Below are 22,786 nucleotides of genomic sequence, written 5' to 3'. Positions count from 1 at the left end.
TTAGTTTTTTATCACACCTTTTTTTGACAGACAAAGGGCGGGCAGGAAACATTCTGCTTCCTGCCCGCCCTGTATGGAGCCGGACTGGCTCCTCTGTTTATTCTTCTTACACATTGATCTCCGCTTTCACACCCAGGAGCTCTTTGTTCTCCTCCAACATGGGGCGGACGATGTCCGTCAGGTATCTGTCTACCTGGACGGAGGCGCGGCCCGTGTACTTCGCCGGGTCCATAGTCCTCTTCAGCTCGTCCAGGCTAAGTCCAAAGGCCGGGTCAGCCGCGATGAGCTCCAGGAGGTTGTTCTCCTGGCCCTTCTCCTTCACGTTCTTTCCCGCCTCCATGGACAGCTCACGAATGCGCTCATGGAGCTCCTGCCGGTCTCCTCCTGCCTTCACGGCATCCATCATAATATTCTCGGTAGCCATGAAGGGAAGCTCTGCCATGAGATGCTTCTCGATCACCTTCGGGTAGACCACAAGGCCGTCCACCACGTTCAGGCACAGGTCCAGGATGCCGTCGATGGCCAGGAAGCCCTCGGGCACGCTGAGGCGCTTGTTGGCGGAATCGTCCAGGGTTCTCTCAAACCACTGGGTGGCGGATGTGATGGCCGGGTTCAGGGCGTCCACCATGACGTATCTGGAGAGGGACGCAATCCTCTCGCTGCGCATGGGGTTCCTCTTGTATGCCATGGCTGAGGAGCCGATCTGGTTCTTCTCGAAGGGCTCCTCCACCTCCTTCAGATGCTGCAGAAGACGGATGTCGTTGGACATCTTGTGTGCGCTGGCAGCGATGCCCGCCAGCACGTTCAGCACTCTTGTGTCCACCTTTCTCGAGTAGGTCTGGCCGGACACCGGATAGCAGGCATCAAAGCCCATCTTCCTGGCGATCATGGGATCGATCTTGTCGATGGTCTCCTGATCCCCGTCAAAGAGCTCCAGAAAGCTGGCCTGGGTGCCCGTTGTTCCCTTGGAGCCAAGGAGCTTCAGGCTCCCCAGCACATACTCCAGATCCTCCAGATCCATCATGAACTCCTGGAGCCAGAGAGTGGCGCGTTTTCCCACCGTGGTGGGCTGTGCCGGCTGGAAGTGTGTGAAAGCCAGAGTGGGAAGATCCTTGTACCTGTCGGCAAAATCCGCCAGCTCGGATATCACATTCACGATCTTCCTGCGAACCAGCTTCAGCGCCTCGGACATGATGATGATGTCCGTGTTGTCCCCCACATAGCAGGATGTCGCGCCCAGGTGAATGATCCCCTTTGCCTTGGGGCACTGCTGGCCGTAGGCGTAGACGTGGGACATGACGTCGTGGCGCACCAGCTTCTCCCTCTCCTTCGCCACATCGTAGTTGATGTCGTCCGCGTGGCTTTTCAGCTCCTCGATCTGCTCATCGGTGATGGGAAGTCCCAGCTCCTTCTCCGTCTCCGCCAGAGCGATCCACAGGCGCCTCCATGTGCGGAACTTCATATCAGGTGAGAAAATGTACTGCATTTCCCTGCTGGCATACCGCTCGGAGAGCGGGCTTACATATCTGTCGTGACTCATAGATTTTCTTTCCTTTCTCTGCTCAAAAATGGTTTCTCTTCTCTTTCTCTCATTCTAGCACAGCTTCTACTCAAAAGCCAGGGAGACATCCTTCCCGGGCACCTCCATGGGGTAATTCCCTGTGAAGCAGGCGTCACAGTAGGACAGGTCTCCCACCATGTCCCTCAGCTTGTCGATCTCCATGTAGCCAAGAGAGTCCGCCCCGATCATCTCCCGGATCTGCTCCGTGGTGTGGGAGTGGGCGATAAGCTGCTCGTTGGAGGGCACGTCCGTCCCGAAATAGCATGGGTACAGGAAGGGTGGAGAGCTGATCCGCACGTGCACCTCCGTGGCCCCCGCCTTCTTCAGCATGCGGATGATGTTGGCACAGGTAGTACCCCGGACGATGGAATCGTCTACCATGACGATCCTCTTGCCCCGGACCACCTCCGGGATCACGTTCAGCTTGATGCGCACGCTGGACTCCCGTTCGCTCTGCCTCGGTTTGATGAACGTCCTTCCCACGTAGCTGTTCTTGTGGAAGGCCATACCGTTTGGGATGCCGGACTGCTCTGAGTAGCCTCTGGCGGCCACAAGGCCTGAGTCGGGGACACCCACCACCAGGTCCGCGTCCACCGGGTAGGACTCTGCCAGGGCCCGGCCGGCTGTCATCCTGGCATGGTACACATTCACCCCGTCCAGGGTGCTGTCCATCCTCGCAAAGTAGATATATTCAAAAATGCATCTGGCCTGCTTTGCCGGGTCGATGGCCATACTCATATCCGAGGAGATTCCGTCCTTTGTGATGGACACGATCTCGCCGGGCTCCACGTCCCGCACAAACTCCGCGTCGATGGCCGCCAGAGCGCAGCTCTCGGAGGCCAGGACATAGGTGTTGTCCCTCTTCCCGATGCACAGGGGCTTCAGGCCGAAGGGATCTCTCGCTCCGATCATCTTTCTGGGAGAGATGACCACAAGGGCGTAGGCCCCCTTGATCTTCTTCATGGCGTTCTTCACAGCTCCCTCCACATTGGGCGCCTTCAGCCTCTCTCTGGCAATGTGGTAGGCGATCACCTCCGAGTCGATGGTGGTCTGGAAGATGGCCCCTGTATGCTCCAGCTCATGCCGCAGCTCCACCGCATTGGTCAGGTTCCCATTGTGGGCGATGGCCAGCACCCCTTTCACGTAGTTAATGACCAGGGGCATGGCATTCTCCGCCCTGGAGCCCCCGGCTGTGGAGTAGCGGACATGTCCCACTCCCAGATTGCCGTGAAGGGAGTGGAGGGACTCCTCGTCAAACACCTCGTTGACGAGGCCCAGCCCCTTCTTTGAGCGCACCTTTCTCTCCCCGTACGTGTCCGTCACCGCGATCCCACAGCTCTCCTGCCCTCTGTGCTGCAGTGCAAAAAGCCCATAATAGACAGTGGGGGCCACATCGCCCCCATCCATATCATAAGCTCCAAAAACACCACATTCCTCTCCAAGACCTGTTGTCACTTTTTCAAAGTTCTCCATGTATGCTTCCTTCGCTCCTTATTCCACGCAGCGCCCCCGTAAGAGCCGCTGCCTGTTGCTTCATATTGTCTGGTTTCCGGGAAATTCAGCTGAATTTCCCATAAAAGTATAATACAAGGCGGGGAGAAAAGCAATATTCCTCCCCGCCAGCCAAAGATTGGCACTCATTATTTATTTTCCGGTCTATTTATTAGTATTTCTTAATAACATTGGATGATTTATAAGTTTTCCCCTAATTTCCCAAGAAATTCCTTCATTCTTTCGTTAGAAGATCCAAAAACCTCCTCCGGCGTGCCCTGCTGAGCGATAACGCCCTTGTCCATGAAAATGATCTGGTCCGCCACGTTCCTGGCAAAATTCATCTCGTGGGTGACAATGACCATAGTCATGTGCTCCGCGGCCAGATCACGGATAACCTTCAGGATCTCCCCGGTCAGCTCCGGGTCCAGAGCCGACGTGGGCTCGTCGAAGAAGAGAATGTCCGGGTTCATGGCCAGAGCCCGTGCGATGGATATCCTCTGCTGCTGTCCGCCGGAGAGCTGGTAGGGATAGGCATCCTCCTTGTCGGAGAGCCCCATCTTGGCCAGCAGGGCGCGGGCCTCCGCAAAGACCTCCTCCCTGCTGCGCTTCTGTACCTTGATAGGCGCGTCCGTGATATTTTTCATGACAGAGTAGTGGGGGAAAAGATTAAAGTTCTGGAAGACCAGCCCAAAGGTCCCCTCGTAGCGTATCTCTCCTCCGTCCGGCGTCTCCAGACCGGTGGCGCACCGAAGAAGGGTGGACTTTCCGGACCCGGAGGGGCCGATGATGCCCAGCACCTCCCCCTGTCTGACCTGGAGCGAGATATCCTTCAGCACCTCCAGGCCGTCAAAGCTCTTTTTTAAACCTCGAATTTCCAACAGACTCATGACTGCCTCCTCCTCACTACCGGTAATAGCTCATCTTTTTCTCCACCCGCTCCATGACAAAGGCCACGAGCAGACAGAACACATAGTAGATCAGGGCCGCGATGGCGTAGGGGATCATGTTGGTCTCCCGGGCCGCCAGGGCCTTGGCCTGGTTGAACAGCTCCATAATGGACAGGGTGAAGGCGAGGGATGTATCCTTCACAAGAGTGATGGCCTCATTTGTGATGGAGGGCATCACCCGCTTGATCACCTGGGGAAGGATGATCCGCATAAAGGTCTGGGACCTGCTGTATCCAAGGATCTTGGCCGCCTCGTACTGTCCCCGGGGCATGGACTCGATGCCTCCCCTGTAGATCTCCGCAAAATAGGCCGCATAGTTCAGGGAAAATCCCAGTATCCAGGCCAGCTGCTTCCAGGTGTCCGTGATCTGTATGTGGAACAGATAGTAGGGCCCGAAATAGAACACCATGAGCTGCAGCATCAGGGGCGTTCCCCGCATGACTGATATGTAAAATTTAAAAAACGAGCGGACAATAATATTTTTCGACATTCTCCCAAAGCACACAAGCAGGCCCAAAGGGAGCGACAGCACCAGCGTCACGAAAAAGATCTCCGCCGTCATCACGGTTCCCTTGATCAGGAGATCCAGCATAACCGAAAATTCCATCACAAAACTCCTCTCTGCCAGTCCGGCAAAACGGGCTGCCCAAAAGGACAGCCCTTTTTGTATATTTTCTTACCTTTTTACTTTCCGATGGTGGTGATGTCCTCGCCAAACCACTTTGTGGAGATCTCAGCCACAGTTCCGTCCGCAGCCAGCTCATCAAGGGCTGTCTGCACCTGGTCTCTCACTGCCTCGTTGCCCTTGGCAAAGCCCACGCCGTACTCCTCTGTGGAGATCACATCGTCCAGGATCACAAAGTCCGCGTCTCTGGACTCGATCTGGTAGCTGGCCACCACGATATCCATGGCCACAGCGTCCACCACACCGGACTCAAGCTCCATAAATCCCGTGTTGTAGTCCGCGATCACCTGGAGATTGCCGAAGGTGCTGGACAGCTCCTGGTTGTCCTCCAGAGCCGCCTGGGCGGAGGAGTCTGTCTGCACGTCCACCGTCTTTCCGGCCAGGTCCGCGGCGGACTGGATGCCGGAATCAGCCCTCACGACAAACACCTGGCTGTTGTCCAGGTAGGGCTCGGACCATGTGTAGTCGTCCTCTCTGCCATTCATGGTAAATCCGTTCCAGATACAGTCAATAGCCCCGGACTCAAGCATGGCGTCCTTGGCGTCCCAGGCGATGGGCTCCGGGACGAACTCCCATCCCATCTTGTCGCAGACAGCCTGTGCCAGCTCCAGGTCAAAGCCTGTGTACTCTCCGTCCTCTCCCACAAATCCCATGGGCGGGAAGTCCTGGTCAAAGCCGACTGTGAATGTGTCTCCCTCTTTCTTTTCTGTAAACTCTGTCTTTGATGCGCTCTGGCTGTCCGAGCTGTCGTCCCCGCCCTTATCGGAGCTGCCGCCGCAGCCCGCCAGCAGGGTCGCTGTGGTCATCGTCAGTGCCATCACAAGTGCCAGTCTCTTTTTCATCTCTCGTTTCCTCCCGTATTCAGCTTTATTGTAGTAGCAATTTATCAATTGATTACTCTACCACGCTAAATCGCCTAGTTATAATAACACACTTATCCACGGCCTGTCAACTATGGATAAGTGTCTCTTCAAGCAAAGAGCCTCCGCTCAGATGTTGCCTCTCTGGTATTCCTTTTTCCACTTTTTAAGCTGCTCGTCCGTCGCCTCCACCTGCACGCTCTCGGCCGCCTTCCGGATCTCTTCTTTCAGCACTGAGCCGATGCTTAAGTAGACCGGCTCGTTGGAGAGCATCTTCACGTACTGCTCCTGGGGCAGATACCTGTAGCAGCAGTAGAGATAGGCCTTCAGCATCTTCGTGTCCTGACACACATTAAAGCCCTTCTCGTACATGGCGGCCGCCTCCTCATAGAGAAGGAGCCTGCCGTAGGCCGACCCCAGACAGCCGTAGACCTGGCCGTAAAACTCCTTGCCCACAGAGTCGTCCCACTCTTTACCCACAATAGACTGATACACAAGGATGGCCGAGGCCACCTCCCCCGCCTTCAGGAGATTGTCCGCCTTATACTTCTCCCTCTCCACCTCATTCTGGTTCTTCAAGTGCTCCAGCACATTGTGGATCCGGGTGATCTCCGAGGAGGAGTAGATGGAAGCGTGGCTCAGCACTGCCAGAAGGAACTGCTCCACCGGCCCGTTCTGGTCCAGGATGCCCCTGAGCTCTTCCGCCAGGTCGTAGAGCTCCAGCTCCTCCTCCAGCCAGTCGCAGAGCTGCCTGTTAATGATGGTGTAGTCCACCAGGTACAGGTTGTTGCAGAAATAATAGCACAGTTCCTCTATGGTGTAGATCCGCATGTGGATCCTGGATATCTCATATGGATGTTTTGCCTTCTTCTTATGACAGAGAATTAAACTGCCCATTGCTTCCTCCTAAGTGAATCGTCTTTTCTACATGGAAATCCGTAGCCGGGAAAAACTCTCCGAAGCCTGCGTCCCTGAAGCTGATCCTGCAGGTGTACTCGTCCAGGAACATGACCTCTATGGTGAGCCGCAGGGCATAGTCCTTCCGCTCCGGAAGCCCGGCCAGGGAGACCGTCTCCGCCTGGAGCTCCCCGCTCCCCAGGGACTCAATGTGTATCTCAATGTCAGAGGTGTCCTCCAGGAGCACATCCCACTGCCCGTCCGCCTCGTACCAGTGGGAGCCCCACTGGACGATGGGATACCAGCCCTCCTTGCCGTTCACCCGCATGCGCAGGCAGATCTGGTCCGTCATCTTTGTGTTGTCCAGATAGATGGGGCTGTCCTCGTAATCCCTGCACTTTCTGTAGGCTGTGTAGCAGGCCCCCCGGCTGTACAGATTGTTGCCTAGGAAAGCCCGTCTGCCATTACAGAGCACCTTCAGGGAGGCCGGGTACCAGTTGTTCTCAAAGCCCTCCCCTGTCAGGTAGACGGAGGAGACAACCTTCTTGTCAAACACGCTCTGGATGAAGGACTTGAACCTCTCGTCCGCATCTTTTGCCTTGTCCACGTTCAGCACCGGATAGACCGCCGCCAGCTCCTTCATATGGGCGTTGGCCACCTCGTCCACCGCCACAAAGAGCTCGTCCCCGCGGCCCCTCAGCTTCCGCAGCCGCCGCAGCATGTAGGCCCTGATCTCATTTCTGTCGCAGTAGAAGAGGGCCGCCTCGTACTGCCACAGCTCCTTTGGCTGGTAGAACATGTAGTGGCAGAAGCTCTCCTTGTAGTCCTGCACGTAGACGGACTCCTTGGGCACGCCCACAAACTGTCCCACTCCCTTGAGCATCTTGCTGATGTCAATATCCGTGTAGGGGACTGAAAAGGTCAGGTACTCGATATGCCGGAACTGGGCCAGGGCCAGCTGGAAAAATTTGGCCAGCAGCCACACCGCGTCATGGTTCTTGGCCCCCACCCGCACCTTCTCCTGGCGCTTGGCCCGCTCAAACAGGTCTATCACCGTGCAGCCCTCGTTCACCGTGGCAAGGCGCTTCGCCTCTCTTCCGTACACCCACTGCTCCCGGTAGTAGCCCAGGATCAGCGGGATCTGGTAGTTGTCCACCGCCGTCTCCAGCGTCTCCGGCTCATTCTTCTCCTCATCGTAAAAGCTGATCTGGCAGTACTGGTCATTCAGTTCGATTCCTAATATGCTTCCGCCTCTCACAGCAAAATTCCTCCTTAATACTCCTCAAAGATCTGCTCAGCCAGATAGATCTCCTGCTGATACTCCTCCATGGCCGCCTTCCTCTCCTCGGGCCCCATGGACGACATGGCGTTCAGCCTTCCATAGCGGCCGATGGGCGGCACATCCCTTGTCTGCTCCAGGGTGTGCTCCTCCTGGCTGGAGGTCTTCTTTCCCTGGGACTCCTGGAAATAATAGCGCACCAGGTCTCCCTTGTAGAGGATGAAATCCTTCACGTAAATATTTTCATACATGGGGGTCAGGCTCTCGCTCTGGTATCCCAGATCGTCCACGCCGTCCTGTCGCATTTTATAGACAATGCGCACCTTTCCTCCCTTGGAGGCCCGGTACTCCACCATGGTCCTGTCATAGAGCTGGGCCTCCCGCAGCCAGCTCTCCGGGTATTTCAGGTAGAAGGGAAAAATGATCTGCTTCTCGCAGAGCTCTCCCAGCACGCTGTGGAGCACTCCCTCCACCTCGTGCCCGTACTCCCTTTCAGAGTAGTAGCGCAGCAGGGCGATCTTGCATATATCTGCCAGCTCCTCCTCCTGACGCCTCTCATTGACAATGATCTCAAAGATGGTGTTCCCGGTACTGCGGCCCCGCACCATGTACTCTCTGGACACGTAGGCCAGGTAGGCCTGCTTCAGCCGGAAGTAGGCGTTTCCACCCAGATAATATTCAATGAAGATCTCCTCCTCATCGAACATGTCCTCCGAGAAGAGCATCTGGGTGATGATCCTCTCCCCCAGCTTCCCGGTCTGGACGCCGTAATCTCTGGCTGTCTTCCAGAGCTGCTTCATGTCTTTTGTAGCTCCGCAGTAGAAATTAGACAGATAGGTCAGCGTCACCTTGTCGTACTGCTGCCGCCTGAACATCTCAAAGCACAGGTACAGGAGGAAATCATCCTCCTCGTAGTTGTCCTCACGGATTCTCCTGCTGCACAGCTGGAACACTTCCTTCTCGTCAAACTCATCTATATCCTTTATATGAAGATTTTCAAAGGTGACCTCTTCCTTGCCGCCATCCCCGCCCCAGCTGTTCATGTGGGACATATATTTCTTGCACATCTCCAGGTATCTGGGCTCATAGAACATCCGCCTTGTCTCAAAGGCAATGGAGTCCGTGTAGTGGCGGCCGTCCATGCCCTCCCAGATGATCCTGGCCTCTTTGTCGTAGAGGTAGACGATAGCCCCCTCCTCCCGGTAGGGTACCCTCTGCTTGATGGAGCCGTCCTTCTCGATGACGAGGACGCACTTGAGGCCTTTCACCTTTGTAGTCACCTCGTAGGCGTAGCAGATATCCCGCATGGCCTCCAGCCTCTCCCCGGTCATCTCCTCCTCGGTGCAGAAGCGCTTGTAAATGATCTTCAGGGACTCGTTGATGTGCCTCTTCACTAGCTGATCCCAGGCGAACTCCACCATCTGCTCCCGGTAGCTGATGTACAGATCGCTGGCGTACTGCTCATAGGTGATCAGGTTGGCGTAGAGGAGAGCCGCCTTCTTGTAGTCCAGACTGTTCCCGTGCATGAAGTACAGGAAAATGGATCTGGGCAGGGCCTCCCGCACTTTATCCTCCTCGATGGTCTCCATATAGTACTCGTAGAGCTGGGCGATCTTCAGCTCAGCGTCCACTGCCCGCTGATACCAGACAAAATACCGCTGCTGCATCTTATTTCCCTTGATGAGGAGGGTGCAGATGGTGTTCAGGATCATGGGCTCCTTGTACATGTCGTAGATCTGCTCCAGTATATGGAACAGAAGGTCGTCATAGCTCTTCTGCTGGCTGGCCAGGTTGGCCGCGTAGAGGGCCAGCTCCTTTGTCAGCAGCCTGTATTTCACGGCAAAATTCAGCACATGCAGCTCAAATTTTCCCAGCTTCTTCAAGAGGTTCGTCCTCTCCATAAAGCACTGGTAGGCAATCTGGTAGAAAAGCACCTGGTTGGTCTCGTACCCGTAGAACTGCTGCTCCAGCACCCGGAGCCTGCGGTAGGGATCCCGGTACTGGGGGTCTAGGGTCAGCAGCATGAGGAGCAGCTCCCAGGAGTCCTGGTGCCGCAGGTAGGTCTTCCCGATCTCATCCAGCACCCTCTCCACATGGCTTCCGTTCTTCCGGATGAGAGCGGTCAGATACAGATAGTAGGCGTTTGTAATCGGATCCTTGCCGATGGCAAACCGATTGTAATTATAGTTTTCCAGGATCCACTTGGCCTCCTCGATCCGCTCCCCCTTTATATAGATATGGGCCTGGAAGAGCTGCAGCCCGTCATCCAGGGGCGCATACTGGCGCATTTTCTTGGACTTCTCCACCGCGCTGTTCGTCCAGGTATTCAGGTCGATCCTGCCCGCCTCGCAGGCAATGTATTCCTTCAGGATCTGAGCTGCCAGAAACTCGATCTCCCGGCGGTTCTCGTCGTACTCCCCGTTCTGCAGGACCTCCACATCGTATGTGAGAGTCTCGTAGGGGGTAACAAGGTAGATCTTGCCAAAGTTCCGTCCCGCGTGGAGGTGATCTGTGTTCACCACAAACTCCAGCTCATACACATTGCCCACAAAGTCGTCGGTGGTGATCTCCGGCCGGGGCACAGTGATAAAGCCCCCCTCTGTCTTGATGTGTACAGGCATAAATCCCCACGTGTTCTTGATGACAGTGAAGCTCCCCTTAGTGGCCTCCTTCAGATCCTCAAAGAGCATTCCCTCCCCCTGGAGGGTGAGGAAGATGCACTCCTTCTGCTTGATCCCGACCAGGAACTCCTCCATAGCCTGCTCGTCCAGGGCCCATTTGCGCATATTGTCATAGAGATGGAAGGTTCTGGGATTTTCGTACTTGAGCACCTCGTAGAACTCCCGGGAGCGGAACAGCCTCTGGGCCTCCGAGAAATCCTTGATGGCCAGACGCTTGAAATCATCCGTGCTCTGGACCTTTCCGTAGGCGGTCATGACATAGGGCTTCTCGATGATGGCAGTGAAGGCCACCTCGTACTCTCCCCCGTTGCAGACAACCGAGAACTTCCCCTGCTCCACATGGCCGGGGCGCAGATTTCTCCCGTCGTACTCAAACCTCACTGTGACGGGATTTCCCTCAAATCCCTGTTCCACGCAGCGCATACGAAAAGAAGACGGATACACAATCCCCCGGATCGCCCCGTCTGTCTGGCTTCTGATCGTAAAACTTCCACGGTACACTTCCCCCTCACCGATGGTAAGGATCAGACAGGTCTCGTCGAACACGATCTCCGGGCCCGCCGTCTGAAAGTCACCTTTTGAAAATTTCTTAATTTTATTCTTCAAGCCTTCCACCTCTTCTTGCATCGCCTTTATTAGACATACTATAATAGATTATATCATTACTGCAATCAGAATGGCAATGCCGTAATCTGAAAATCTGGAAGAATATAAGAGAATAAAGAAAAATTTAAGAGAAACATGGAGGAATACACATGAAAAGCGCAAAACGCCCTGCCTTCCACGGCAGCGACCTGGAACAGATCGAAAAGTATTATCACATCAAAAAGGAGGAGATCACAGGCTTCGGGGCAAATGTCAATCCCCTGGGCCTGTCCTCCTCTGTGAAGGAAGCCCTGGCAGAAAACCTGGACGTCATCAGCCGCTATCCCGACCGGGACTACGCGTCCTTGAAGGCCGCCATCTCAGACTACTGCCACATCCCCGCCTCCTTCGTGGCTGTGGGAAACGGCTCCACAGAGCTCATCTGTCTTCTCATCAGCCAGCGAAAAGCCCGCCACGCGGTGGTCATCGGCCCAACCTACTCGGAGTACCAGCGGGAGCTTGAGCTGACCGGCGGCAGGATCACTGCCTACGACCTGAAGGAGGAGAACCGCTTCAGGCTGGACATCCCGGATCTCCTTGGATTTCTCCCCAAGGACACAGATCTGCTCATCCTGTGCAACCCCAACAACCCCACCTCCTCCGCCGTCAGCCAGGACAGCCTTAAAGCCCTGATAGACGCCTGCCGGGAGCGGGACATCTTTGTCATGGTGGACGAGACCTATGTGGAGTTCGCCCCCGATCCGGGCCACATCACTGCCGTTCCCCTCACACGGGACTTCGACAACCTGATGGTCATCCGCGGCGTGTCCAAATTCTTCGCCGCCCCGGGTCTGCGCCTTGGCTACGGGATCACGGGAAACCGGGATTTCCTTTCGTCCCTGGCGATCCACCAGAACCCCTGGAGCGTCAGCAGCATCGCCGCACTGGCGGGGGAGCTGATGCTAAAGGACGCCCCCTACATCGAGAAGACCCGCCGGCTCATCGGCTCCGAGAGGGACCGACTCACAGGGATCCTCTCCGGCTTCCGCCACGCCCGGGTCTACACACCTTACGCCAACTTCATCCTGGTGCGCATCCTAAAGGAGGATCTCTCCTCCTTCCAGGTCTTCGAGGCGGCCATCCGCCAGGGCCTGATGATCCGCGACTGCTCCTCCTTCGAGAGCCTGGAGGGGGAGTACATCCGCTTCTGTGTCATGATGCCGGAGGACAATGACCGGCTGATGGCGTGTCTGAAGGATTTGCTGGCATGACACTCAGAAAGCCAATCTGATACGAGGCCGGACAGCTTTTACTTCTGTCCGGCCTCTCAAAACTTTTCAACATTTTCCTATCTATTCGCATCCTCAAAAATCCGGTCAAGTATCCTCGCGTTCAAAAGAGTCTCTTCTTTGGACACGAGCGGCTTTTCGCCCTCTAGGATACATCTTCCGAACTGCTCGATCTCGAGCATGTAATTGTCCGGACACATGACAGTGTGCTCTGTCTTCTCCTCATCCAGGATCTCCACATTATCCACATTGCCTCCGGAAGTGACCGTGAACTTCTGGATATACCGGCAGTTAAAATTGCAGGGGACTTCTATCCTTCCCTTCTCCCCTACCACCGCATAATACCCTCTCGGGTATGAATTCAGGGAAGAGTAGCTGGCCGCCTGGACGCCATCCTCGTACATCAGAAGTGCTGTATTGCTGACATCCACTCCGTATTCCTGAGACATCTCTGCCAGAGCCTTGACCCGGACCGGCTCCTTAAAGCCCAGCAGATAGCTGATAGCGCTGATATTGTAGCAGGCCATATCGTAGAAAGATCCTCCTCCAAGATTCCGGTTCATCCGGATGTTGGACATATCTGTCAGCACATCTGTGAGATGGGACTCCAGATATTTCACTTCCCCGACAGCCCCCTGATCAATCAGTTCCTTCACCTTCCGGATCAGAGGCGCATGTCGATAGGCAAATGCCTCCATAAGGAGAACGCCCTCCTCTTCGCAGACGTCAAACATCGCCTTCGCCTGCTCCTCATTCAAAGCCAGCGGCTTCTCACACAGGATATGCTTCTTTGCCTTTGCGGCTTTTTTCACCCATTCGCAGTGCAGGGAATTCGGGAGAGGAATATAAACGGCTTCCACATCCTCATCCGCCAGAAGAGCCTCATACGTATCGTACGCCTTCTTTGCACAGAACAGCTCCCTGAATTCCTCCGCCTTTTTTCCTCCTCTGCTGGCCACTGCGTAAAGCTGCGCATTGTCGGCCTGGAGAAGTCCCGGGATGGTGCGCACTTTTGCGATGGAGGCACACCCAAGGATCCCCCATTTTACTTTTCTGCTCATAACACCTTATCTCCTAATCTATCGCACCTTCTACAAACTCACGCATTCCCTGGAAGATCAGGTACACAGACGTAGCGCCCGCATCCTGATGTCCGATAGCCCTCTCAAGGAGAGATTTCGCGCGTCCGAATTTCGCTACATATTTCTTTGTGTCTTCCATACCGCATCTGGCTGCCTCTTCTGCCGCTTTGAGCATTTCAAGAAGTCCTTTTCCAGAGTTGGCCTCAAGGGCGTCGACAGCGGGTGCCAGCGCATCTACCATTGTCTTGTCCCCTACCTGGGCACCGCCTCTCTCCTGAATGGCGTCAAGGCTCTTCTTCTCCATCCTAGCAAGATCTTCTGCTGTGATAGTCCCCTTGGGATCCATTCCTTTCGCGCCGGCCAGATAGAGACTTCCGAAAATAACTCCTGACGCGCCGCCCATGGACATGAGCATCGCCTGTCCCGCGGTTTCAAAGAGATGGTAGGCATTTTCTTCTCCCTGCATTTTCAGAAGTTTCTTCTTGGCTTTCTGCATGCCGCCGGCCATTCCTATGCCGTGATCTCCGTCACCGATCGCACTGTCCACCTCTGTCAGGTAGGGCTTGTTAGCTATGATCTTATCCGCTATGTAGAGAAGCATATTCCTCGTATCTTCAGCATTGAGCTCCTCCAGGACACCGTCTTTGCTCCTGGTGATCACAGCCGGCTCCACATCGGTCTCGTCGAATTCCGGCTCTTCCTCGTCCGCGTCTGAAGAGGCGTCCTCCACCACTCCTGAAAATGATCCTTTGGCGTAATAGGGAGAATAGCAGGGCGCATCGTAATACTTTTTCAGTTCATCGTCAAGCTTCAGGAAAGTGATGGAAAATCCTCCCATCTCCATGCAGGTGCAGTATGTCTTGACCTCTGCGTCGTACACCTTCAGCCCGTCTCTGTGCATGCGCTTATACAGCTCATAATAGACAAGATTCAGTTCCAGCAGAGGGGTGGAGCCAAGCCCGTTGACAAGGACAGCGATCTCGTCTCCCGATTTCAGTCCCATTTCAGCCATAAGCTCATTGTACATTCTCTCCACCATATCACAGCAGGGCATCATCTTTGTCCTCTCGATCCCCGGCTCTCCGTGAAGCCCCATACCGAACTCCATCTCGTCATCCGCGATCTCAAAAGTAGGTTTATCATTGCCCGGCAGAGTTCCGGGGGAAGTGGCAAGCCCGATCGTATTGGTATTATCTCTGGCCTTCTCCGTGATCCGCACAACCTCATCCAGATCCAGGCCCGCATCGCAGGCCGCTCCCGCAATCTTAATAGTATAAACATCTCCCGCGATGCCACGACGGTCCGTTATCCTCTCTTTGGGAGCCGATGCGAAATCATCCCACTCGCGGACGTGTGCTGTCTTCATACCTTCCGCCCTGCACATCTCCTCCGCCATATCAAAATTCAGATTGTCTCCCGCGTAGTTTCCATATACAAAGAGTACACCTTTCCCCTGATCCACTGCTTTCGCAGCCATCATGATCAGTTCCGGGTTGGGGGAAGCACAGATATTTCCGCATGCCACGGCATCTGCAAGTCCGGCCCCGCAATACCCTGTAAACAGGGGCTCGTGTCCACTCCCGCCGCCGATGACCAGAGCGACCTTGTCTTTTCTGTGCCCTCTGTATTGAAATGCATTGTACTCACCGATTTTTTTATAATATTTCTTATAGGCCATCAAATAACCTGTAAGACTCTCCTCCACCACGTTTGATACATCCTTGTTCAGGATTTTTTTCGTACTCATCCAAGACGCCTCCTTACTCTACATTTCTGTGGCGTTTAGCCATTTTTTCGAAAGACAGTCCCTCCGTCTCATCCACTATCATCATAACGATCATATCAAACAGAATGAACAGGCACTGCTCGAACAGGTTTCCCATGGGCTGGAAGGAGGGAACCACCTCATCAGTCCCTCTGTACACTGCTGCCGGGACAAAAAAGACTTTGTCTGCCAGATTTTTAGCCGTATCTCCACTCGGCGAACCGGTCACCACATAGATCATGGCCCCGGCCTCTTTCGCCCGTTCACATACATAATTAATATGCCCGATACGCCCGTCTCCCAGAGTCGCGATCAGCATGTCGCCTTCCCCGATCGCGGGAGTGGTATCGTCCCAGATCCAGTGGATCTCCTTCCCCATATGCATCAGCCTCATGGCAAAAGCTCTTGTTGCCATGCCTTCCCTTCCAACGCCTATAAGGAAAATACGGTCATGTTTTTTTACTTCCTCTATAAAGTCTCTCAGTCCCGCCTGATCAGTCTTCTCATATACCTGCCTGTGCTCATCCAGTATTTTCTCATACATTTCCCTGTAATCCATACCATCTTCCCCCCTTTAACCGAGCTCTCTGTGCAGGTAATCCATCGTTTTTTTCATCCCCTCGTATACATGGTCGTCATCATCCTCAAATATAGTGACCACTTCCAGATACTGAGGAATATCATCCAGATGCGCATTTTCCGTCGCCCGCCTGATCAGCTCCGGTGTGACAATTCCTCCTTCATGAGTGAAATCCCAGTGCCTGTCCCACAGTCCATCCGTCTGCTGGAGATGGATGGAACCGATGTATGGAGCACATTTATTAAACCACAGCTCAATGTCCGCCTCTTCTTTAAGGAGAGGTTTGAACAGGGCGTGTCCCCAGTCTACAAGCAACTTAATCGGGATCTTGCTTCCCTCAAGATCCTGCATCATCTTGACGGACACCTCCGGGCTGTGAGGAAATTCCGTGATCAGAGGAGTCGCTTCAATATGGATCTCCTTCAAGCCTTTTTCTTTGCCGTAAGCCGCCAGCTTTCTGAGGGACTCCAGCATATCCTGGTATAACTCTTCCCTCTTCTTCGGATCTCTAGCGTCATCATAGGTCATGCCGCCTACAGGCGTTCCCATGACAGGACATCCCATTCTCACTGTCAGATCGATCGCTCTTTTAAAGAAGACAAGCGCCGCCTCCCGCTGTTCCCTGGCCGGTGCCAGCAGATGCGCATAAGAATAGGAAGCAAGGCCACCGAATGTTCCGTCAATCTCCACACCCTCGTCCGCAAATGCTTTTTTATACTGATCCACCATGACATCTCTGTATTCCTCCGGCCACCAGGGATCGATCAGATCCCAGGTGAACTGGACATGGTCCGTGCCAAAATCCTGTTTGATCATCCTGGCCAGCTGAACCGGATCCAGCCAGCGCTTTACAGCAAAAGACAAATTTAAACCAAGTTTCATAGATTAAACCTCCTGTGTATAAGATCCTGTTGCGTCTATTTAGTTAAGTTTGATCCTTCTCTGCCGTTTCTCACGTACGATGTCAGAAATAGAACTGAAGGAAATAGCAAGTACAACGACGATGCCGCTGACCGCCGACTGCCAGTAAGAGTTAACACCGAACAGTACGATAATGTTCTGGATAATGGTGATAACCGCTGCTCCGATCAGTGCTCCTGCCGGATTTCCAACTCCTCCTGTCAGGGAGAGGCCTCCGATAACAGATGCGGCGATGGAGTTCATGGGCCAGTCTTCACCTATGGCTGTCTGGGCTGATCCCAGACGACAAACATACAAAAGCCCTGCCAGGGAGGAGATCAGGCCGACGATGGAGTAGATCATCACGCGGATGCGGTCCACTTTGATACCCAGGATCTTTGCGGCTTCCTTGCTGTTACCAATGGCATAAATATAGCGCCCGGTCTTTGTTTTCTTTACCAAAAATAAAATAATGATAAGGACAATAATGCAGATGATAAACGGAATAGGAACGGGACCTATGGAATTTTTCCCAAGGAACTGTACATCAGCCGGGATACCCGTTACGGCTTTTCCTTTTGTAATAACAAGGTTTACTCCTCCATACACGCCCTGCATACCGATCGTGGCGACCATGGAATTCAGCCGAAGACGAGTGATGATGATCCCGTTGACAAAACCAAATATAACACCAAGTATCAGCCCTACTACCAATGCCAGCCACGGGTTAATTCCCGCATTTACCATCAGCATACCGGAAAGGATACCGCACAGACATGCGATCTTTCCTACTGACAGATCCAGTTCTCCTACAAGAAGGAGCAACGACTGTGCAATACCGATCATTCCAATGAACGCGAGATCCCTCAGCACTGACTGCAGATTATAAATATTCAGAAAGTAAGGGGATACAACACTCGCAATGATGATCATGACAACCAGGATGGCCGCCATTGCAGTCATATTACTTTTTTTCAATGCATTGACAAATGCATTTCCTGTTTTCTGTTTTGTGTTTTCTTTATTCATAACAAACTCCTCTTTACCTAAGAATTCACTCCGATGATCGCCCCTAGAATATCCTGCTGCCCGGCATATTCATCAAATTCGCCTGCTATCCTTCCCTCGTACATTGCAATGATCCTGTTGGAGCATTTTTTCACTTCCTCCATCTCAGATGATATCATCACAATACCGATACCTTCGTCCTCCGCAAGCTTTTTCATAAGGCGGTATATCTCCGTTTTTGTTCCTACATCGATACCTTTGGTGGGCTCATCAAAAATCAAAAGCTTTGGTTTGCTGGCCATTGCCCGACCAATGATAACTTTCTGCTGATTTCCTCCGGATAAGAACTGGATTTCCTTATCTGATCCAGGTGTCTTCACATCGTATGTATCTATCACATCCTGAGCCAGTTCTTCTTCCTTCTTTCTGGATATATTTAATCCGCTTCTCAGATTATCAAGTACAGAGATGGAAATATTTTCCCTGATAGACAGCACCGGGAGTATACCCTGCTTCTTTCTTTCCTCCGGCAGATAAATGAGTCCGTTCCTTACAGAATAATTCGTGTCTCCCAGTTTCCATTCTTTCCCGTCAATCTTCACCGATCCGGCGTAAACGGGAAGGTAGCCGAACACTGCCTGCATGAGTTCACTCCGTCCCGCGCCAACAAGGCCGGAAAAACCAAGGATTTCTCCTTTTCGCAGTTTAAAGCTAATATCTGTAAATTTCTCTCCTGTGAGGTGGTTCACCTCCATCAAAATCTCATCAGATACTTTCGTGGAGTAAAAGCGTTCATTCTGATCCACTTCATGTCCCGTCATCTGCCTGATGACCCAGTCGGTGTCAACATCTTCTGTTTTGGAAAAAGCCACCTTTTTCCCATTCCTGAAAACAGTAATCACGTCCGACAGCAGGAATATTTCCTCCAATTTATGCGATATAAAGATAATCGCTTTGTTTTCTTCTTTTATCTTTCTCACCACATCAAACAGGATTTCTGTATCCCTGCTTGTCAAACTGGTAGTGGGCTCATCCAGCATCAGAACATCGTAATCCTCATGTACTGTTGCACGTGCGATCTGAAGAAGCTGCTGAGATGATACGGAAATATCCTTTACCAGATCACTTGGTTTAATGGGAATGGAAAACTTCTCCAAAATAGGGACCGCCCTTTTTTCCAGCTCTTTTTGATTAACTGTACCTTTGATACCGGATTTCTCATACGGCATGAACAGATTTTCCGCAACGGACATATATCCGAACAGGTCGATTTCCTGGGGCACATACGCGATTTTTCCGAAAAGCGCCTTATTCTTCACTGCGTTTTCCCCGCCGATCAGCACCTCTCCTTCCTCCGGCTCATAGACGCCGGTGAGACATTTGATCAATGTACTTTTACCCGCACCGTTCTCTCCGATAATCGCATGTATCTCTCCCGGTTCAAAGGCCACATCTACAGAATCCAGGGCGACAACGCCCGGAAACATCTTTGTAATATTTTTCGCCTCTAATATTTTCATAGACATGCTCCTCACACTAAAGCGGGGGCGAGCAACTTGATTAAATCGAGTTACAAGCCCCCGCTTACTAGTCGTTAAAAAAACTATTTACTGATCGCTCCTACTCTGACTGAGCGCTAACAATCTCAATCCACTCATCTACATTGTCCTGTGTGATCTGTCCGATTCCCGTGTCAACCATTGCCGGAAGATCCATCCCCTGGGCTGCCTGGTATGCCATAAGAACCGCGTACATTCCCTGCTCCTGGGGAAGTGTGGAGGATGTGGCTGTGATCGTTCCTGACTTCACGTAATCAAGGATCTCGATCAGATTATCCATGGCAACGAATGTCACCTGATCCTGCATGCCTTTTTCCTCAATGGCTGCTGCTACGCCAGCGCCACAAGCGTCACAGTTCAGGTATCCGGTCAGATCCGGGTTAGCCGCCAGAACCGCCGCTGCCTGGGACTGAGCCGTCTCAACGTTGTCATTGTCGATACCGCCGTCAATCACTTCAATATCCGGATACTGTGCCAGAGCATCAAGATGAGCCTGATATCTCTCTGCATGGTTGGGAGCGGTAGGCGCGCCCTGCATAACTGCCACTTTTCCGGATGTGCCCATGTTCTCGATCAGCATATCCACAGCAATCTCTGCCTGCTCCGCGAAATCATTACCTACGGATGTCAGCCCGCTACCTTCAGGTGAGGGCGCGTCAAACAGGATTACCGGAATACCTCTGTCCTGGATCTCAGAAATAATATCCGCGCTTCCGTCATAATCTACAGGGTCGATCAGGATCGCTGTCGGTTCTGTGGCTGCTGCCTGCTCCAGTACCGAGTTCTGTTCAGAAACCTCTGCTGACTCCGGAGCTCTGTAATCAATCTTCACTTCCACTCCAAGCTGCTCGGAGAGAAGATCAGCCTCTTTCTGAGCTCCCTTGTTTACCTCATCGAACCATGCATGCACGGTTTTGGGTACAACAACAAAGGTCATGTCCTCTGCCGCTCCACCGCCGCCTTCGCTGGATCCTCCTCCGTCAGATGATCCTCCTGAACACCCGGCTGCCAGTGTGGCAGTCATAGCTGCTGTCAGCAATACCGCTAAAACTTTCTTTTTCATTTTACTCCTCCTTTTCTGAATTTTCTCTCTTTTTGATGGTTTTATTATATATCACGTTTTTTTCTTTTCCAACGAGACAAAATTTAGAATAAGTGAGACTAATTTTAGACATTATCGCAGGTTAATAATCTCATCCGAGATATCCTCCACATACTCTTCCCTGGATTTTATGATCACAACAGATGTACCTCTGGCCGCAAATTTCTTTATATATGATTTCACGATCGACACCCCATATGCATCGCACAGAATAAAAGGTTCAAAAAGGATGAGGACCTTGGGGTTGTAAATATACCATCGTTCCAAAGTCATGCTGATCACATCGTTGATTTCCAGACTCCCGGCCATTGCTGTCTGGTCTGTCTCTTCTTTTTCCATGTTCTCTCCTGCCATCCTTGCCATACCACCGGCGTAAGAAATATATTCCAGAGAGGAAATCTTGTAAAGGGACGGAAGCAGCAGGTTTTCCTCCACAGACATCTTTGTGAAAATCTCATCCTGTCCGCCCATGGATTTAACAGACACGATTTTATGCCTGACAAGGAAATCCGGGCTCACACTTCTATAACGCCGGCCATCTACAACATACTCGATATCCTCCTCTGGTATTCTGCCTGAAAGGGCCATAAAAAATCGTTCTTTCTCTTTTCCGTCCAATATAAGAAATGACGCCACTTTTCCTTTAGCAAACGCAAAATCTCTTCTCTGTTCTTTCTGAAACACAAAACCTTTTACTCTATACACAATATTTTCGTCTTCCGCCTGTTCCTGAACATACCTTCCCGCTGCTGTCTTCCCGGCTATCGTCCCTCCACTCAAAAGGAACTGCTCCAAATGCTCAGTGTCTCTGATATAACTCTTGGAGCATTTTTTCACAATGCGTCCCTTGCTGAAAATGATATATTTGTCGGACAGAAGATGCATGATCATATTAGAATGACTGTTCACGACAACAGCCATCCGGTCTGCTATCAATCTTTTCATCGCATCTGCAAAAAGCGCAATGTCCCTCGAGTCCATGCCCTCAAACTCATCTTCAATAATGACTAATTTTGCTCCCCTCTTCAGTGCTTTAACCAGATCTACGATTCTCTTTTCTGCCTCGGTGAGCTCCCTCATTTTTCTTGATACATCAAATTTTAGCCCCAGGCTTTCAAAATACTGTCCTATCTCCTGCGCCAGCTGTCTCCCATGCAGCAGCATACCGAGCCATCCTGTATCAACAAGGCCAATATATTCCGCCACTGTCCAGTCGTCGATCAGATAGTTGTCCGCGGTTATGCGATACACCTTTTCGCGCAGGTACTTGCTCCCGCTCACTTTTTCCCCCGCAATATAAACCGCGGCTCCGTCTATACCACCTTCCAGATTTCCGTCCAAAAGCTGTACGAGAAGATCTTTTCCTGAATAAGTAAGCCCGAGAAATCCCACGCATTCCCCTTCCAGAATGCAAAGTGAAATATTCTCGAGCCTGTTTGTCGAAGTATAAGTATAATTCAGATCATTAATCCGCAATATTTCTTTCTTCATTCTCCCCACCCCTGTCTGTCCCATCGTTTACCGGGATTGTAATTTCCACATCGGTTCCCTGTCCCGGTGTGCTGTATACATTGACACCATACTCCTCTCCGTACAGAAGCTGGATCCTCTTATGGATATTGGGAAGGGCAATCCCTGTATTCCTCTGATCCTTCCCGGCGCCGTCTTCCAGCTTTATATCCCTTGATCGAATCTTTTCATTCAGTTTCTTAAGCTTTTCTTTTTCAATTCCCTTGCCATTATCCGATATGGTGATGATCAGATTTTTTTCTGTCACGATCACCTCAATAACAACTTTCCCCCCTTCCAGTCTCTCCTCAAGCCCGTGGAAAATAGCGTTCTCCACAACAGGCTGGATGATCAGCCTGGGAATCAGGAAATTGTACGCCTCCTCATCTTCCTCGTCTATGATGATCTCCATAGAAAACCGATTGTTAAAACGGTACCTCTGTATCAGCATATAATTGTCAATATTTGCCATCTCATCTCTGAGGGTGACAAGACTTCCCTTTTTGCTGATACTGTTCCGAAAAAAGGCTGCCAGAGCCTCAACCATCCTTGCTATCTCCCGATTGTCGTCCATCAGGGCCTGTCCCCGGATGCATTCCAGTGTGTTGTAGAGAAAATGAGGATTGATCTGGCTCTGAAGAGCTGTGAGCTCTGTCTGCTTGTCAAATATCTGCGCCGAGTTTTCTCTTGTCTTCTGGGCCGCATACCGGTCCATCATCTCTCTGATCTGTCTGATATACGGCACACTCTCCGTCCGTTCTTCAAACTCTTCGTCAGTCCAGTCTCGTCCCGCGAACATGTCCAGCGTCTCACCTAAATTTTTTAGCGGTTTTATCACAGCGCAAAAGGCAACAACGTCCAACATCAGCTGGAGTACGCAGAGGAAGAACAGTGTCACAGGGGGATAGCCTATCCGACCAAGTGCTCCCACCAGCAGAAAAACAAGCACTGTCTCTATCACTAATATAATTTTCGTAACCCGGATCTGTTTCATGCTTCCCTC

Annotated in this window: 18 protein-coding genes; 1 reads left to right on the top strand and 17 read right to left on the bottom strand. The window is 52.3% G+C overall.

Translation table 11 applies throughout. The annotated features are described in order from the left end of the window. Positions 1-106: 106 nt before the first annotated feature. The 8 genes from purB to H7U36_RS09465 all read right to left on the bottom strand — a co-directional run bounded on the left by purB (position 107) and on the right by H7U36_RS09465 (position 11,010). Complete coding sequence (gene purB / locus H7U36_RS09500) at positions 107-1,540, bottom strand: adenylosuccinate lyase (protein ID WP_033124530.1); 1,434 nt, start codon at positions 1,538-1,540, stop codon at positions 107-109. A 66-nt stretch (positions 1,541-1,606) separates the two neighbouring features. Further along, a complete protein-coding gene (gene purF / locus H7U36_RS09495; RefSeq protein ID WP_033124529.1) occupies positions 1,607-3,034 on the bottom strand; it encodes an amidophosphoribosyltransferase in 1,428 nt (475 codons plus the stop codon). A 218-nt stretch (positions 3,035-3,252) separates the two neighbouring features. Then, positions 3,253-3,942: an amino acid ABC transporter ATP-binding protein gene (locus H7U36_RS09490; RefSeq protein ID WP_033124528.1), complete on the bottom strand. Its 690-nt coding sequence runs from the start codon at positions 3,940-3,942 to the stop codon at positions 3,253-3,255. A 16-nt stretch (positions 3,943-3,958) separates the two neighbouring features. Then, a complete protein-coding gene (locus tag H7U36_RS09485) occupies positions 3,959-4,609 on the bottom strand; it encodes an amino acid ABC transporter permease (protein WP_033124527.1) in 651 nt (216 codons plus the stop codon). Positions 4,610-4,686: 77 nt separating this feature from the next. After that, positions 4,687-5,529 (bottom strand): amino acid ABC transporter substrate-binding protein, encoded by an 843-nt coding sequence (locus H7U36_RS09480; RefSeq protein WP_191493379.1) that lies wholly within the window; start codon positions 5,527-5,529, stop codon positions 4,687-4,689. Positions 5,530-5,676: 147 nt separating this feature from the next. Further along, positions 5,677-6,444, bottom strand: a complete 768-nt coding sequence (locus tag H7U36_RS09475; protein WP_033124525.1) for a hypothetical protein — start codon at positions 6,442-6,444, stop codon at positions 5,677-5,679. Further along, complete coding sequence (locus H7U36_RS09470; RefSeq protein ID WP_191428677.1) at positions 6,419-7,702, bottom strand: DUF5716 family protein; 1,284 nt, start codon at positions 7,700-7,702, stop codon at positions 6,419-6,421. The genes H7U36_RS09475 and H7U36_RS09470 overlap by 26 nt, the downstream gene beginning before the upstream one ends. A 14-nt stretch (positions 7,703-7,716) precedes the next feature. After that, positions 7,717-11,010, bottom strand: coding sequence for a DUF5717 family protein (locus H7U36_RS09465; RefSeq protein ID WP_033124523.1), 3,294 nt, complete (start codon positions 11,008-11,010; stop codon positions 7,717-7,719). Positions 11,011-11,159: 149 nt separating this feature from the next. Here H7U36_RS09465 and H7U36_RS09460 point away from each other — a divergent pair, with 149 nt between their 5' ends. After that, positions 11,160-12,260 carry a pyridoxal phosphate-dependent aminotransferase gene (locus H7U36_RS09460; protein ID WP_033124522.1) on the top strand — a complete coding sequence of 367 codons (1,101 nt, stop codon included), beginning with the start codon at positions 11,160-11,162 and terminating at the stop codon, positions 12,258-12,260. 77 nt (positions 12,261-12,337) lie between these two features. Here H7U36_RS09460 and H7U36_RS09455 read toward each other — a convergent pair whose 3' ends face one another. The 9 genes from H7U36_RS09455 to H7U36_RS09415 form a co-directional block, all read right to left on the bottom strand. Beyond that, positions 12,338-13,339, bottom strand: coding sequence for a Gfo/Idh/MocA family protein (locus H7U36_RS09455; protein ID WP_138302680.1), 1,002 nt, complete (start codon positions 13,337-13,339; stop codon positions 12,338-12,340). A 13-nt stretch (positions 13,340-13,352) separates the two neighbouring features. Beyond that, the gene (gene dhaL, locus H7U36_RS09450) at positions 13,353-15,107 is read right to left on the bottom strand and encodes a dihydroxyacetone kinase subunit DhaL (protein ID WP_191493376.1); all 1,755 of its coding nucleotides are present in this window, start codon (positions 15,105-15,107) and stop codon (positions 13,353-13,355) included. A gap of 13 nt (positions 15,108-15,120) precedes the next feature. Continuing rightward, on the bottom strand, positions 15,121-15,684 hold the full coding sequence (locus tag H7U36_RS09445; RefSeq protein WP_138302682.1) for an SIS domain-containing protein: 564 nt from the start codon (positions 15,682-15,684) through the stop codon (positions 15,121-15,123). A 15-nt stretch (positions 15,685-15,699) separates the two neighbouring features. Continuing rightward, a complete protein-coding gene (locus H7U36_RS09440) occupies positions 15,700-16,587 on the bottom strand; it encodes a sugar phosphate isomerase/epimerase family protein (protein ID WP_033124518.1) in 888 nt (295 codons plus the stop codon). A gap of 39 nt (positions 16,588-16,626) precedes the next feature. Continuing rightward, on the bottom strand, positions 16,627-17,583 hold the full coding sequence (locus H7U36_RS09435; RefSeq protein ID WP_243426742.1) for an ABC transporter permease: 957 nt from the start codon (positions 17,581-17,583) through the stop codon (positions 16,627-16,629). 68 nt (positions 17,584-17,651) lie between these two features. Beyond that, positions 17,652-19,100 (bottom strand): sugar ABC transporter ATP-binding protein, encoded by a 1,449-nt coding sequence (locus tag H7U36_RS09430; protein ID WP_243426745.1) that lies wholly within the window; start codon positions 19,098-19,100, stop codon positions 17,652-17,654. Between the two features lie 133 nt (positions 19,101-19,233). After that, the gene (locus tag H7U36_RS09425) at positions 19,234-20,235 is read right to left on the bottom strand and encodes a substrate-binding domain-containing protein (RefSeq protein WP_033124515.1); all 1,002 of its coding nucleotides are present in this window, start codon (positions 20,233-20,235) and stop codon (positions 19,234-19,236) included. A gap of 111 nt (positions 20,236-20,346) precedes the next feature. After that, on the bottom strand, positions 20,347-21,765 hold the full coding sequence (locus H7U36_RS09420) for an ATP-binding cassette domain-containing protein (protein ID WP_205148479.1): 1,419 nt from the start codon (positions 21,763-21,765) through the stop codon (positions 20,347-20,349). After that, positions 21,740-22,777 carry a sensor histidine kinase gene (locus tag H7U36_RS09415; RefSeq protein WP_205156059.1) on the bottom strand — a complete coding sequence of 346 codons (1,038 nt, stop codon included), beginning with the start codon at positions 22,775-22,777 and terminating at the stop codon, positions 21,740-21,742. The genes H7U36_RS09420 and H7U36_RS09415 overlap by 26 nt, the downstream gene beginning before the upstream one ends. Positions 22,778-22,786 lie beyond the last annotated feature (9 nt).

It is taken from the genome of Faecalicatena fissicatena, from assembly GCF_016900595.1.
Lineage (GTDB): Bacteria > Bacillota > Clostridia > Lachnospirales > Lachnospiraceae > Claveliimonas > Claveliimonas intestinigallinarum.
The sequence above is the reverse complement of the archived record's forward strand: the minus strand, read 5'-3'. Positions and strand labels throughout refer to the sequence as shown.